Source organism: Mycobacterium sp. 3-98 (genome assembly GCF_035918355.1).
GTDB lineage: Bacteria > Actinomycetota > Actinomycetes > Mycobacteriales > Mycobacteriaceae > Mycobacterium > Mycobacterium intracellulare.
This window is the reverse complement of record NZ_CP142360.1, coordinates 2,492,925-2,506,869: the sequence shown is the minus strand read 5'-3', so window position 1 is coordinate 2,506,869 and position 13,945 is coordinate 2,492,925. Positions and strand designations below refer to the sequence as shown.

Annotated in this window: 14 protein-coding genes; 5 read left to right on the top strand and 9 right to left on the bottom strand. The window is 66.8% G+C overall.

Features of this window, described 5'->3' with window-relative positions; translation table 11 throughout:
- Nucleotides 1–11 precede the first annotated feature (11 nt).
- The gene (locus tag QGN30_RS12405) at nt 12–587 is read left to right on the top strand and encodes a TetR/AcrR family transcriptional regulator (protein ID WP_008257987.1); all 576 of its coding nucleotides are present in this window, start codon (nt 12–14) and stop codon (nt 585–587) included.
- Here the strand turns inward: QGN30_RS12405 and QGN30_RS12400 are convergent.
- The 4 genes from QGN30_RS12400 to trxA form a co-directional block, all read right to left on the bottom strand.
- Nucleotides 584–781: a helix-turn-helix domain-containing protein gene (locus QGN30_RS12400; RefSeq protein WP_008257988.1), complete on the bottom strand. Its 198-nt coding sequence runs from the start codon at nt 779–781 to the stop codon at nt 584–586. The two genes, QGN30_RS12405 and QGN30_RS12400, sit on opposite strands and share 4 nt — an antisense overlap.
- Before the next feature lie 183 nt (nt 782–964).
- Nucleotides 965–2,602: an ABC-F family ATP-binding cassette domain-containing protein gene (locus QGN30_RS12395; protein ID WP_202376548.1), complete on the bottom strand. Its 1,638-nt coding sequence runs from the start codon at nt 2,600–2,602 to the stop codon at nt 965–967.
- Nucleotides 2,603–2,629: 27 nt separating this feature from the next.
- Complete coding sequence (locus QGN30_RS12390) at nt 2,630–3,439, bottom strand: enoyl-CoA hydratase (RefSeq protein ID WP_083018278.1); 810 nt, start codon at nt 3,437–3,439, stop codon at nt 2,630–2,632.
- Nucleotides 3,440–3,480: 41 nt separating this feature from the next.
- On the bottom strand, nt 3,481–3,834 hold the full coding sequence (gene trxA, locus QGN30_RS12385) for a thioredoxin (protein ID WP_064940198.1): 354 nt from the start codon (nt 3,832–3,834) through the stop codon (nt 3,481–3,483).
- 145 nt (nt 3,835–3,979) lie between these two features.
- On the opposite strand from trxA, the gene QGN30_RS12380 reads away from it, so the two are divergent.
- The 4 genes from QGN30_RS12380 to QGN30_RS12365 all read left to right on the top strand — a co-directional run bounded on the left by QGN30_RS12380 (nt 3,980) and on the right by QGN30_RS12365 (nt 8,054).
- Nucleotides 3,980–5,809 (top strand): acyl-CoA dehydrogenase, encoded by a 1,830-nt coding sequence (locus QGN30_RS12380; RefSeq protein ID WP_014382818.1) that lies wholly within the window; start codon nt 3,980–3,982, stop codon nt 5,807–5,809.
- A gap of 73 nt (nt 5,810–5,882) precedes the next feature.
- Entirely contained in the window at nt 5,883–6,671 is a 789-nt protein-coding gene (locus tag QGN30_RS12375) for a DUF5666 domain-containing protein (protein WP_026071332.1), read from the top strand.
- Nucleotides 6,672–6,796: 125 nt separating this feature from the next.
- Nucleotides 6,797–7,534, top strand: a complete 738-nt coding sequence (locus tag QGN30_RS12370; protein WP_095763441.1) for a DUF5666 domain-containing protein — start codon at nt 6,797–6,799, stop codon at nt 7,532–7,534.
- 301 nt (nt 7,535–7,835) lie between these two features.
- Nucleotides 7,836–8,054, top strand: coding sequence for a hypothetical protein (locus tag QGN30_RS12365; protein ID WP_009955746.1), 219 nt, complete (start codon nt 7,836–7,838; stop codon nt 8,052–8,054).
- Nucleotides 8,055–8,074: 20 nt separating this feature from the next.
- On the opposite strand, the gene QGN30_RS12360 is transcribed toward QGN30_RS12365, so the two are convergent.
- From QGN30_RS12360 to QGN30_RS12340, 5 genes are all read right to left on the bottom strand, one after another.
- On the bottom strand, nt 8,075–11,020 hold the full coding sequence (locus QGN30_RS12360; RefSeq protein ID WP_009955747.1) for an MMPL/RND family transporter: 2,946 nt from the start codon (nt 11,018–11,020) through the stop codon (nt 8,075–8,077).
- Nucleotides 11,017–11,442, bottom strand: a complete 426-nt coding sequence (locus QGN30_RS12355) for an MmpS family transport accessory protein (protein WP_008258012.1) — start codon at nt 11,440–11,442, stop codon at nt 11,017–11,019. Before QGN30_RS12355 ends, QGN30_RS12360 begins: the two co-directional genes overlap by 4 nt.
- 367 nt (nt 11,443–11,809) lie before the next feature.
- Entirely contained in the window at nt 11,810–12,157 is a 348-nt protein-coding gene (locus QGN30_RS12350; RefSeq protein ID WP_008258091.1) for a metal-sulfur cluster assembly factor, read from the bottom strand.
- Nucleotides 12,132–12,632 carry a Fe-S cluster assembly sulfur transfer protein SufU gene (gene sufU, locus QGN30_RS12345; RefSeq protein ID WP_009955750.1) on the bottom strand — a complete coding sequence of 167 codons (501 nt, stop codon included), beginning with the start codon at nt 12,630–12,632 and terminating at the stop codon, nt 12,132–12,134. Before sufU ends, QGN30_RS12350 begins: the two co-directional genes overlap by 26 nt.
- On the bottom strand, nt 12,629–13,945 hold the full coding sequence (locus tag QGN30_RS12340) for a cysteine desulfurase (RefSeq protein ID WP_326567148.1): 1,317 nt from the start codon (nt 13,943–13,945) through the stop codon (nt 12,629–12,631). The genes sufU and QGN30_RS12340 overlap by 4 nt, the downstream gene beginning before the upstream one ends.

Genomic DNA, 13,945 nt, shown 5'->3' with positions numbered 1-13,945 from the left:
CCCAGCCACTCGTGCCCAAAGTCAGCGAGGACCATCTGGCGGCTCGCCGCCGCCAGATCCTCGACGGCGCCCGCCGCTGCTTTGCCGAATTCGGCTACGACAAGGCGACGGTGCGCCGCCTGGAGAAGGCGATCGGGATGTCGCGCGGCGCGATCTTCCACCATTTCCGGGACAAGGACGCGCTGTTTTTCGCACTCGCCCACGAGGACGCCGAGCGGATGGCCGATGTCGCCTCCCGCGCGGGACTGATCCAGGTGATGCGGGACATGCTGGCCGCGCCCGACCAGTTCGACTGGCTGGCCACCAGATTGGAGATCGCCCGCAAGCTGCGCAACGATCCCGCGTTCAGCCGCGGCTGGGCGGAGCGTTCGGCCGAGCTGGCGGCGGCGACCACGGATCGGTTGCGTCGGCAGACGGAGGCACACCGGGTGCGCGACGACGTGCCCGGCGACGTACTGCAGTGCTATCTGGAGTTGGTGCTCGACGGCCTGGTCGCCCGGCTGGCGTCCGGCGAGGACCCGCAACGCCTGGCCTCGGTGCTCGACCTGGTCGAGAACTCGATGCGGCGCAACGGTTCTCGAGGTTAGGCCCGCGCCGCCTTCGCGGTCCGGTTGGGGCCGCCGCGGCTGCGCATCGTGGTACCCGACTCCCGCAGCAGGCTGTGGATCGACCCGTACGACCTACCGGTCGTGGCAACCAGGCTGCGGATGCTGGCCCCGCCTTCGTAGGCGTGGCGCAGTTCGTCCAACAACTGGTCGCGCGCCTTGGCCGACCTGTGCATTGCTCTTCTCATGGCTCCTCCGACACCGGGACACGACCGCAAGAAACCTAGAGTAAGAAGCCGTCGTCGACGGCGGGCGAATTTCGCCAAATCGCCTTGGGGCGCTTGCCGCCAGTGGCGATCGCAAGCGCGACCGCCGCAGAGTCCAAGCCGGGCGCAGCGGGTCGCCACCATCAGGCCAAGTCAGGCGAGCTCGATGAGATCCCGGTATTCGTCGGACCAGTAGTCCTCGGTGCCGTCCGGTAGCAGCACCACTCGTTGCGGGTCGAGGGCCTCGGCGGCGCCGGGGTCGTGCGTCACCAGCACCACCGCGCCCTGGTAACTGCGCAGCGCGTCGAGCACCTGCTCGCGCGACGCCGGATCGAGGTTGTTCGTCGGTTCGTCGAGCAACAAGACGTTGGCGGTCGACGCCACCAAACCGGCCAGCGCGAGCCGCGTTTTCTCACCGCCGGACAGGGTGCCCGCCAATTGGTCGAGCTGCGGACCGCTGAACATGAACGCGCCCAGCAGGCCGCGCAGGTCCTGCTCGCCCGAATCCGGTGCGGCGTGGCGGATGTTGTCCCACACGCTCGCGTCGTTGTCGAGGGTGTCGTGCTCCTGCGCGAAGTAGCCGATCCGCAGGCCGTGCCCGGGCTCGAGCCCTCCGGTGTCGGGGGTCTCGGTGCCGGCCAGCAGCCTCAGCAGTGTGGTCTTGCCGGCGCCGTTGAGCCCCAGCACCACCACCCGCGAGCCGCGGTCGATCGCCAGATCGACGCCGGTGAACACCTCCAGCGACCCGTAGGACTTGCTCAGCCCCTTGGCGACCAGCGGCGTGCGCCCGCACGCGGCCGGCGTCGGGAACTTGATGCGGGCCACCTTGTCGGCGACGCGCTCCTCGTCGAGCGCGGCCATCATCCGGTCGGCGCGGCGCAACATGTTCTGGGCCGCAACGGCTTTGGTGGCCTTGGCACCGAGCTTCGCGGCCTGGGTGCGCAGCGCGGCGGCCTTGCGTTCGGCGTTGGCGCGCTCCCGGCGGCGGCGCTGCTCGTCGGTCGCGCGCGCGTCGAGGTATTTCTGCCAGCCCATGTTGTAGACGTCGGCCTCGCCGCGCACGGCATCCAGAAACCACACCCGGTTGACGACGTCGGCGAGCAATTCGACGTTGTGGCTGATGATCACCAGCCCGCCGGTGTGGGCCCGCAGGAAATCCCGCAACCAGCCGATCGAATCGGCATCCAGGTGGTTGGTGGGCTCGTCGAGCAACAGCGTGGTCTCCGAGCCCGACGTTCCCGCTCCGCCCTCGGAGGCGGCGAACAGGATGCGCGCCAATTCCACCCGGCGGCGCTGCCCCCCGGACAGGGTGCGCAGCTGCTGGGTCAGCACCCGTTCCGGCAGGCCGAGACTGGCGCAGATGCGGCTGGCTTCGCTCTCCGCGCCGTAGCCGCCCAGGGCCACGAAACGCTCCTCGAGCTGCCCGTACCGACGGATCGCGCGGTCGCGGGCGTCGTCGTCGGCGACCTCGGCCATCAACGCCTGCTGCTTTTCCAGGTCGGTGAGCAACACGTCCAACCCGCGGGCCGACAGGACCCGGTCGCGGGCCAGCACATCGAGGTCGCCCTCTTTGGGATCCTGTGGCAGATAACCGATTTCGCCGGTCCGGGTAATCGACCCGGCGTACGGCTCGGTCTCGCCCGCCAGGATGCGCAGGGTGGTGGTCTTGCCCGCGCCGTTGCGGCCGACCAGGCCGATGCGGTCGCCGGGCTGGATCCGCAGGTCGGGGCCGTCAGGTGAGAGCAGGATGCGCGCGCCAGCGCGGACCTCCAGGTCCGTGGCCGTGATCACGATCGCTCTCCTGAGTTGAAAAGACGCCTATTTGTCGTCGGTGAATACCGCTGGTCGTCGTTCTGCGCGTGCGGCAACCGCTTCTTCGAAGTTGGCGGTGAGCAGGCGGACGAAAAGCTGTCCCAAGCCTTCGGCTTGCATGTGCCCTTCCAGGCTACCGGCGTCCAGTCCACTCCACAGCGTGCGCTTGGTCAACTCGACACCCGGGCGCGAGAACGCCGCGATCCTGGCGGCGATCGCGTAGCAGGTGTCCAGCAGCTGCTTGTCGGGCACCTGGCAGGACACCAGCCCGATGCGCTCGGCTTCCTCGGCGGTGATGTCGCGGCCGGTCAGCATGATCTCGAAGGCCCGCGAGGACCCGATCGCCCGCGGCAGCAGATACGACAGCCCCAGCTCGCTGGCCGTCAGCCCGTTGTTTATGCCGGCGGCGCGGAAGTACGCGCTGGTGGAGGCCACCCGGATGTCGGCGGCCAGCGCCAGGCACAGGCCCCCGCCGATGGCGGGTCCGTTGACCGCGGCGATCACCGGTTGGTGCAGCCGGCGCAACCCCAGGATGACCTCGTCGAGGATCTCCATGGAGCGCAGCGCGTAGGTGGGGCGGGTCAGCCCCTCGACGTGGGGCACCGAGCCCGCGGACTTGTGGTCAGCGCCCGAGGAAAAGCCCCGGCCGGCGCCGGTGAGCACGACCACGCGCACCGAGTTGTCGTGCCTGACCTTCTCCAGGGCCTCCTTGAGCGGCACCATGACGTCGAAGGCCATGGAGTTCATCCGCTCGGGCCGGTTGAGGGTTATCAGCGCGACGCCGGGCCTCGGGTGGTCTACCAGTACCAAACTCACCCATGCAACCTAGCGCGTGGCCGACGGCGACGCGGTCGCTCCTACTCGGCCGAACCGGCCTCGGCGGCGTCGATGTCGAACGCCCGGACCTGTTGGACCAGGTCCTCCAGTGCCGCCGGTGGCAGCGCCCCGGGCTGGTTGAACAGCAGTTTGCCCTTCTTGAAGGCCATCAGCGTGGGGATGGACCGGATCTGGGCGGCCGCGGCCAGCTGCTGTTCGGCCTCGGTGTCGACCTTGGCGTGCACGATGTCGGGGTGTTTCTCCGAGGAGGCCTGGAACGTGGGGCCGAACTGGCGGCAAGGACCACACCAGGACGCCCAGAAGTCGACGAGCACGATGTCGTTGCCCTCGATGGTTTCGTTGAACTTCTCAGCGGTGAGATCGAGTGTTGTCACATTTGCGGTAACGCCCGGCGTCGACACGGTGTTCCCGCTCCGCCGGCGCCGCGCCCGGCGCTGGTTACGGTTGCGTACGTTTTCCCGCGTCCGACAGACTGGGCCTGACCATCCGCCGCCTCAATGAACCAGTGAGGGAATCGCGTTGGGCCACTACATCGCAAACGTCCGTGATCTCGAGTTCAACCTCTTCGAGGTCCTCGACATCGGCGCCGTCCTGGGCACCGGGGGCTACAGCGAACTCGACGAGGAGACGGTCCGCACGATATTGGCCGAGGCCGCCCGCCTCGCCGAGGGCCCGGTCGCCGAATCCTTCGCCTTCGCCGACCGCAACCCGCCGGAGTTCGATCCGGCCGAGCACACCATCAGCGTGCCCGACGAGCTGGCCAAGACGGTGCGGGCGATCAAGGAGGCCGGCTGGTGGCGGTTGATGCTGGCCGAGGAGATCGGCGGCATGGCCGCACCCCCGCCGCTGGCGTGGGGGGTCAACGAGATGATCATCTGCGCCAACCCGTCGGCGAATTTCTTCTGCCTCGGCCCGTTGATGGCCCAGGCCCTGTACATCGAGGGCAACGAGCAGCAGCGGCACTGGGCCGCCGAGGGCGTCGAGCGCGGCTGGGCGGCCACCATGGTGCTCACCGAACCCGACGCGGGTTCTGACGTCGGCGCCGGCCGCGCCAAGGCCTTCGAACAGCCCGACGGCACCTGGCACATCGAGGGCGTCAAGCGCTTCATCTCCGGCGGCGACGTGGGCGACACCGCCGAGAACATCTTCCACCTGGTGCTGGCCCGCCCCGAGGGCGCGGGTCCGGGCACCAAAGGCCTGAGCCTGTTCTATGTGCCCAACTATCTGTTCGACCCGGACACATTCGAACTCGGTTCGCGCAACGGGGTTTTCGTCACCGGCCTGGAACACAAGATGGGCATCAAGTCCTCACCCACGTGCGAATTGACCTTTGGCGCAACCGATGTGCCCGCCGTCGGCTACTTGGTCGGCGACGTGCACCGGGGTATCGCGCAGATGTTCACCGTGATCGAGCACGCGCGCATGACGATTGGCGTCAAGGCCGCCGGCACGCTGTCCACCGGTTATCTGAACGCGCTGGCTTTCGCCAAGGAGCGGGTGCAAGGTGCGGACCTGACGCAGATGTCCGACAAGACCGCGCCGCGGGTCACGATCATCCACCACCCCGACGTGCGCCGCAGCCTGATGACCCAGAAGGCCTACGCCGAGGGCCTGCGGGCGCTCTACATGTACGCCGCCGCACACCAGGATGACGCAGTGGCCCAACGTGTTTCGGGCGCCGATCACGACATGGCGCACCGGATCGACGATCTGCTGCTGCCCATCGTCAAGGGCGTGAGCTCGGAGCGGGCCTACGAGGTGCTGACCGAATCGCTGCAGACACTGGGCGGTTCCGGCTTTTTGGCCGACTACCCGCTCGAGCAGTACATCCGCGATTCCAAGATCGACTCGCTCTACGAGGGCACCACCGCCATCCAGGCGCTCGACTTCTTCTTCCGCAAGATCGTGCGCGATCGGGGCCAGGCCCTGCAGTTCCTGACGACTCAGATCACCGCGACCATCGACGACTGCGACGAGGCCCTCAAGCCGGTCGCCCAACTCCTGCAGACCGCGTACGACGACGTGACGGCGATGACGGGCGCACTGACCGGGTATCTGATGTCCGCCGCCCAACAGCCCACCGATATCTACAAGGTGGGGCTGGCCTCGGTGCGGTTTCTACTCGCCGTGGGCGATCTGCTGATCGGCTGGCGATTGCTGGTGCAGGCCGGCGTCGCACACCGCGCGCTGACCGACGGCGCGGCGGGCGCTGACGAACCGTTCTATCAGGGCAAGGTCGCGACCGCGACGTTCTTCGCCAAGAACATGTTGCCTAAGCTGACCTCCCTGCGCACGGTCATCGAGGCCATCGACGACGAGATCATGAGGGTGCCCGAAGAGGCCTTCTGACGGTCACAGGTTACGCACAGCTCAAATGGGTAAACCATGACGTTCGCTCTCACCGACGAATGGAGAAACGTTGATGTCTGCCAGCTGTGCCGTGCCCCGGCTCACGCGCTTCGCGGTATTCGCGGTCGCGGGGGCCACCGCCCTGTCCCTGTCCGCCTGCGGCTCGTCGAACAAGTCCAGCTCCACCTCCACCTCGACGTCGACGTCGACGTCCACCGTGACCTCGGCGGCCCCCTCATCCACCCCGAACGCCGAAGCTAAGGTCAGCGGCCTTATCGCGTCGGTGGCCGGCAACTCCATCCAGGTCACCAAGGAAGACAACGCGACCGCCGCGGTGAACTTCACCTCGACCACCAAGATCACCGAGGCCGTTCCGGCGGGCCTGCCCGACGTGACCCAGGGCAGCTGCCTCAGCGTGAAGCCCACCGAGGGATCGGCGCCCGGGCAGCCGGTGACGGCCGCGAAGGTCAAGATCAGCGAGTCCGTCAACGGCACCTGCCCCAAACCGCACGAGTCCACCCCCGGCGGGGCCAGCAGCACACCGCCGTCCGGCTCGCCGTCGCCGGCCCCCGCCAAGCCGGCCTGGGTGCGGGGTTCGGTTGCGTCGGTGTCGGGCAACACCATCAACCTGACCGGCACGGATGCCAGCGGCAACACCACGCAGACGACGGTCACGGTCGACGACAAGACCAAATACACCAAGCAGACCAGCGCGAACACCGAAGCGATCGCGCCGGGCAAGTGCCTGTCCGCGCGCGGAACCACGGACAGCGGCGGCGCGCTGCAGGCGACGAGCATCAAGCTACGACAGGCCGTCGACGGCAAATGCGGCAAGCCCAAGCAGCCCGGCCAGGGTGGATGACCCAGGCTCGAGCTAGCTGAGATTGCCGTCACCGCCGGCGGGCGCGAGCGAAAACCGCGCCCGCCGGGGGTGATTGGCCACGACGGCGAACATGTGATGGAGAAGAGTCTGTGCGTGCCGCTTCGTTGAAACCCCGGCCGACGCACATCGCGATCGCCGCGGTGATCGTTTTCATCGCGTTGTGCGTGGCCATGTGCGACTCCCCGCGCGACACGTCGAGCAGTAACGCGCCGCCCGCCGTCACGGCCGTCCCGCCCAGCGCCGCACCGAGCGCGGTGCCACCGCCGGCGCCGCCCCCGCCGCCGCCGGTCGGCAAGGATTACGTCGAGGGCATGGTCCAGTCGGTGTCGGCTGGCACGATCGCACTGCGGACGCGAACCGGCTCCGCGAGTGTGGATTACACGCCCGAGACGAGGGTTGTCCAGGTCACCCCGGCCAAGCTGGCCGACGTGACCCCCGGCAGCTGCGTGAACGTCCGCGCCACCCCGCAGAGCGCGCCGACCCCCGGGGCGGTCACCGCGCAATCGGTGACGGTCACCGCGTCCGCGGACGGCAAGTGCCAACCGCCGGCCGGGTTCTACGGGACGGTTGCGTCGGTGTCGGGCAACACCATCACCGTCACCGGGCTGGGCCCCGGCGGCCCGGGCGCGCCCACCACCGTGACGGTCACCGAATCGACCTCATATCAACGGCAGACACCGTCGGACGCCCAGGCGATCACCAACGGTAAATGCCTGGGCGCTAACGGAACTCAAGACGGCGGTGTGCTGCACGCGGCGATGATCAGCTTGGAGACGTGCCCGCCCATGGGCCACCCGCACCACCACCACCTGCATCTGCCCCACCTGCCGTTCCACCTTTAGCCTGCGGCGGCGCGAAGCCGGGCGCAGCGGGCCGCCGGCCGTTCAGCCGTTGAACTGGTCGGAATAGACAGAGTCATTGTTGAGCTGCACCGGCAGCGTCGACCGTTTGACCCGTCCGGTTCGCTGATCTGCCGTGACGGCGGGAATCGAAAACGACCGAGTTGGTTTTGGGCGGCAGTTAATTCGTTAGCGAAATAAAGTGACTTTGAATTGCACGCCTCCTGTTTTGCGCAACGGAAATTGTCCGCTAGCGATAAGAAACCAGCACCGATTCAGGGCAGCCGCGCGTATTCTGACCAGTATGGTCAAGACCAAGACCTGCGTGCATTGCGGCCACACGTTCGACCCGGATGCCCGGCGGCGTGACCTATCCGATCCGGAGTGGCTCCCGGCCGCATCGGTCTATTGTTCGCACGAGTGCAGTGACCGCTACCATTGCGAGATCGTGCATTGCTGCTCGACCCACGTCAAAGAGAAGGCTCAGCGCGAAGCCGCCATGGCGGCGCATCGCGAAACGTAGACCGATTGTCCCGCCGGCTGCTATGTCTGCGCATCCGACGGCACCCCGCGTTGCGGGTGGTACAGCAGTGCACGAACAAGCGGGCGGGGTCCGACCGACCGGAGCATCTGACTGGCCGGGCGGACCCGTACCCGCTTCGGCCACCAGAACCAGCGTCCCATCACCGTCATGATCGACGGCGTGATGAGCGATCGGACGACGAACGTGTCGAACAACAGGCCGATGCCGATCGTCGTGCCGAATTGGCCGATCGCCCGGAGATCGCTGGTGATCATCGTGCCCATGGTGACGGCGAACACCACGCCGGCGGCCGTCACCACCGGCCCGGTCACACCCATGCCGCGGATGAGTCCCGTTTTCAGCCCCGCTCCGATCTCCTCCTCGATGCGGGACACCAGCATCAGGTTGTAGTCGGACCCCACCGCCAGGAGCACGATCAACGCGAATTCGGTTGCCACCCAGTGCAACTGGAAATCACCAAGGTGCTGCCAGATCAGTGTCGAGAACCCGAAGGCGGCCCCTAGCGACATCACGATGGTGCCGACGATGACGCCCGCCGCGACCAGCGCGCGGGTCACGATCACCATGATGATGAAGATGAGCACGATCGAGGCCACCCCGGCGATCATCAGGTCGTACTTGGCGCCGTTGGCGATGTCGTAAAACGTTGCGGCCGTGCCGCCGAGGTAGATGTCCGCGTTCTCCAGCGAGGTGAGTTTCAGCGCCTCCTTGGCCGCTTGGCGCTCCTGATCGACGGACGCGATTCCCTTCGACGTCGCCGGATCCACGGAGTGAGTGATGATGAAGCGCGCGGCCTTGCCGTCCGGCGACACCATCAGGCTCAACCCCAGCTGGAAGTCCGAGTTCTGGAAGATCTCGGGTGGCAGGTAGAACAGGCTCTCCACCTGGGCGTCGTTGAAGGACTTGCCCATCACGGCGTTCGTGTCGGTCAACCGGTCGAACTGATCGATCAGGCTGTCGAACGAGCTGTAGATGGTCAGCGTCGTATCCCGGATCGACTTCGAGACGGCGATGTTCTCGGGGATGATCGCCAGCAGTTCGCGCGTGGCCTTGGCCGTGTTGGTGAGGTCGCTCGTGAGGGCGTGGAACTTTTCGGCCAGCAGATCGAACCCGTCCAGCGCGTCGAACAGGCTCCGTAGCGACCAGCAGATCGGGATGTCGTAGCAGTGCTTCTCCCAGTAGAAGTAGCTGCGAATCGGTCTCCAGAAGTCGTCGAAATCCGCGATGTGATCCCGGATTTCGTCCGTGATGGCCGCCGTCTCCCCCGTGGTTTTCGAGCTGTCGTCGGCGGCGTTCGCGAGCTTCTGTGTGACCGCGTACTGACGCTCCAACAGCGCGATCTGGGTGTCGAGGAAACCGGTGATCTTCTTGATGTCGGCGACGCGATCCTTCAGGTAGTTCAGGTTGCTGCGGATCGGCGCGCTTTGCACACTGAGCTGGAACGGAATCGATCCGTCTTGAATCGGCGGGCCCAGAGGCCTGGTGATGCTCTGCACACGTTCGATGCCCGGCACCCGGAAAATGGCACCGGCGATCTTGTCCAGGACCAGCATGTCCCTCGGATTGCGCAGATCGTGGTCCGATTCGATCATCAGCAGGTCCGGGTTCAACCGGGCCTGGGTGAAGTGTTGATCGGCCGCGGTGTACGCCTGCACCGACGAAGCGCTCGGCGGCAGGTAGTACAGGTCGTTGTAACGAGGAGTGAAGCCCATCAAGCCAATTGCGCCGACGATCGCCAGGATGACCGACGTAGCGAGGATGGGCGCCGGCCACCGCACGATGGCCGTCGCCAAGCGGCGCCACCGCGTGTAGTTGAACTCGCGCTTCGGGTCGAAAAGGCCGAAGCCGCTTGCGAAGGCGATCAGCGCGGGCGTCAGCGTGACGCCCGCGGCCACCACCACCAGCAGACCGACCGCACACGGAAACGCCAGCGAACTGAAGTACGGCAGCCGGGTGAATTTCAGACAGGCCAGCGCCCCGACAATCGTCAAACCCGAGCCCAGCACCACCTTGGTGACACCGGCGAACGTGTCGTAATAGGCGGCTTCGCGATCCAGCCCCCGTTCGCGGCCCTCCTGGTAGCGGCCGACCATGAATATGGCGTAGTCGGTGCCGGCGGCGATGGCCAGTGCCGTCAACAAGTTGACGGCGAAGGTCGACAGCCCCATGATGCCGGTTTCGCCCAGCAGCGCAACGACGCCGCGACCGGTGGCCAGTCCGACGAACAGGATGACCATCGTCAGCAACACCGTGCCGATGGATCGATAGACGAACATCAGCATGATCGCGATGATGATGATGGTGATGATCGTCATCTTGGCCAGGCTCGCGTCGCCGACGACGATCGTGTCGGCGGTCAGGGCTCCCTGACCGGCGACGTAGGCCTTCACCCCGGCCGGCGGTTTCGAGTCCGCGACGATTTTGCGAACCGCCGCAACCGATTTGTCGCCGACGGCCCCGCCTTGGTCACCCCGCAGGTTGACCTGAACATAGGCGGCCTTGTGGTCGTAGCTCTCGACACCGGAAGACGTGAATCGCTGTCCCCAGAAATTCAGCGCATGCTCGACGTGTTCGTGGTCCTGCTGCAGCTTCTTGACCAGATCGTCGTAAAACCGGTGAGCATCCTCGCCGAGGGGTTTGTCACCGACCAGGGTCACCAGGACAAGGTTGTCGGAGTCGTACTCCTTGAATTTCTCCCCGATGTGCTTCATCCCGGTCACCGAGGGCGCGTCGGATGGCGAGAGCGGCACCGAGACTTCCTCGGCAACCTTTTCCAGCTGTGGGACGAAGACGTTGACGCCGATCGCGATCAGCAGCCAGACCACGATGATCGGCAGCGCCAGGACACGCATGGTGCGGGCGATCCGCGGTTTCCGGTCAACCTCGGTGCGCTGCACGACGGGGATTTCGGCCGTGTCGTCAGCGTCGCTGCTATCGCTGCTCACGCGGACTTGTCCAAGCAGGAAACCTGCGCGTTCCGGTTGGTGGCCTGTTGTTGATCGACCAACTTGCCGTCGACGGTGATGCGGCAGCCGATGAAGGGACTGTCACCTTGGGCGACGACGTAGGCGAAGATGCCGGGCATCTCGGCGACGATCGTCTTCGACCACGGCAAGGTGGTGAAGTTGGCCTTCTGCGGCAGTGACTCCGCATCCATCCAGTTGACGACGCCGGTCGTCCCGGGCGGTCCCAGGATTTCGTAGATGGCGGTCTTGGCCGCATACGGCGGGGTCGCGTCCCGGGGATCGGGCTTGGGCAGCCCGGGTCCTGGGAAAACGCCGTTGAGTCGGATCACTGCGACGCCACCGATGACCAGCGCCACAGCCACGACCAGCGGAACCCATGCCCGCTTGAGAAGCGTTAACACCGTGCCCCCCGATCAGGAATGCTCGACCGGCTGATATTAAGACATCTCTTCGCGTGCGCCACGGCTAGCCGAACGCAACAGCGGTCGAGTTGATTCCCGGGGGCGGCCGCCAGACCGACGCCGCAGCGGCCAGACATCCTCCTCTTTGTTGCGATGGCGTCGCGGCGCTTCATCCACCCGCGACACGTTGAATCCAAAGGCTACGGACAGTACGTAATTCTGCTCACGAGCCCGGGCGCGCCGCGGCGCAACGCATTTCGTGGCGTCGTCCACAACTGCGGCCGCGAACCGCGACGGATGATCGAGCGTCCCCTCCACAACCCGTGGCGGGAGCCGCGCGTCGGCGCGGCGTGCGAAAGGGCCGGTTCTAGACCGTGAAGCCAAGGGCGCGCAGTTGCTCGCGCCCGTCGTCGGTGATCTTGTCCGGGCCCCATGGCGGGTTCCACACCCAGTTGATCTTCAGCTCGTCGACCAAGCCGGCGCCGACGAGCGCGCTGCGCGACTGGTCCTCGATGACGTCCTGCAACGGGCACGCCGCCGAGGTGAGCGTCATGTCGATCAACGCCACCGGGCCCATCTCGCCGTGCTCGACCTCCAGGCCGTACACAAGGCCCAAATCCATGACGTTGATGCCGAGTTCGGGGTCGACGACGTCATGCATCGCTTCCTCGACGTCGGCGAGCAACTCGTCATGCGGTGTGGTGGTCTCGCTCATCTGTAACCTCCTCGAGGGCTGGTTCTTGTCGTGAGTAAGCCTGCGCCAGCGCGTCTTTGCACGCCATCCACCCCAGCAGCGCGCATTTCACCCGGGCGGGGTATTTGGCCACTCCGGCGAACGCGACCCCGTCGCCCAGCACGTCCTCGTCGCCCTCGATGGTGCCGCGGGAGGACACCATCTCGGTGAACGCGGTGATGGTCTTGAGGGCATCGCCGACACTTTGACCGATCACCTGCTGGGTGAGGACCGAGGTGGCCGCCTGGCTGATCGAGCAGCCCTGCCCGTCGTACGACACGTCGGCGACGGTTTCGCCGTCGTCGGACAGCGCGACGCGCAGGGTGACCTCGTCACCGCAGACCGGGTTGACGTGGAACACCTCGGCGCCGAACGGCTCCCGCAGCCCGCGGTGCTGTGGGTGCTTGTAGTGATCGAGGATCACGTCCTGATACATCTGTTCGAGGCGCAAGGTCATTGTCTCCCAACCGATGGCGACGACCCGCTGCGCCCGGCTTCGCCGGGCTTACGATCGCCGACGAAGAAATCCAGCGCGCGGCGCACGCCCGCGACCAACCGCTCGACCTCTTCGGCGGTGTTGTACACCGCGAAGGACGCCCGGGCGGTGGCCGCCAGTCCGAACCGGCGGTGCAGCGGCAGCGCGCAGTGGTGCCCCACACGCACCGCGACGCCATCGTCGTCGAGCACCTGCCCGACGTCGTGCGCGTGCACGCCGTCGACGACGAACGCCACCGGCGAGCCGCGGTTTTCCAGTGCGGTGGGTCCGATGATCCGCACCCCGTCGATCCCGGACAGGCCCTCGAGGGCGGCGGCGACCAGCTCGCGTTCGTGTGCCTCGACGGCGTCCATGCCGATGTCGTCGAGGTAGCGGGCCGCCGCGGCCAAGCCGACCACCTGGGACGTCATCGGGGTGCCGGCCTCGAAACGCTGCGGGGGCGCGGCGTAGGTGGAGGAGTCCATGGCCACGTTCTCGATCATCGAGCCACCGGTGAGGAAGGGCGGCATCGCCGACAACAGCTCACCGCGGCCGTAGAGCACGCCGATCCCGTTGGGGCCCAGCATTTTATGTCCGGAGAAGGCGGCGAAGTCGACGTCGAGGGCGTGGAAGTCGACCGGCCGGTGCGGCACCGACTGGCAGGCGTCCAGCACGGTGAGCGCGCCGACGGCTTTGGCGCGGGAGACCAGCTCGCCCACCGGCGCGAGCCCGCCGGTGACGTTCGAATGGTGGCTGAAGGTCACGACTTTGACGCGCTCGTCGAGCTCCAGCGAGTCCAGGTCGATGCGGCCCTGGTCGGTGACGCCGTACCAGCGCAGCGTGGCACCGGTGCGGCGGGCCAGCTCCTGCCAGGGGACCAGGTTGGCGTGGTGCTCGAGCTCGGTGGTGACGATGACGTCGCCGGGACGGACGGCGCGCTCGAACCGGTTGTCGCCGAGCACATAGGAGACCAGGTTCAGCGCCTCGGTGGCATTCTTGGTGAAGATCAGCTCTTGCGCGTCGGCGCCGACGAACGCCGCGATGTCGGCGCGGCCCTGCTCGTAGGCGTCGGTGGCCTCCTCCATCAGCTGGTGCGCCCCGCGGTGCACCCCGCCGTTGGACGTCAGCAGAAATTCGCGCTCGGCGTCGAGCACCTGCACCGGGCGCTGCGCCGTCGCCCCGGAGTCCAGATAGGCCAACTGATTTCCGCCGCGCATGACGCGCTTGAGGATCGGGAAGTCGGCACGGATCGCCGCGAGATCGAGACTGGAAGCCGCCGCATCACGCCGAGTCAT

Excerpts from the sequence above, each read along its gene's own strand:
- QGN30_RS12400 (WP_008257988.1), bottom strand. The coding sequence starts at position 781 with ATGCACAGGTCGGCCAAGGCGCGCGACCAGTTGTTGGACGAACTGCGC.
- QGN30_RS12375 (WP_026071332.1), top strand. The coding sequence starts at position 5,883 with ATGTCTGCCAGCTGTGCCGTGCCCCGGCTCACGCGCTTCGCGGTATTC.
- QGN30_RS12365 (WP_009955746.1), top strand. The coding sequence starts at position 7,836 with ATGGTCAAGACCAAGACCTGCGTGCATTGCGGCCACACGTTCGACCCG.
- QGN30_RS12350 (WP_008258091.1), bottom strand. The coding sequence starts at position 12,157 with ATGAGCGAGACCACCACACCGCATGACGAGTTGCTCGCCGACGTCGAG.
- sufU (WP_009955750.1), bottom strand. The coding sequence starts at position 12,632 with ATGACCTTGCGCCTCGAACAGATGTATCAGGACGTGATCCTCGATCAC.
- QGN30_RS12340 (WP_326567148.1), bottom strand. The coding sequence starts at position 13,945 with ATGACTCGGCGTGATGCGGCGGCTTCCAGTCTCGATCTCGCGGCGATC.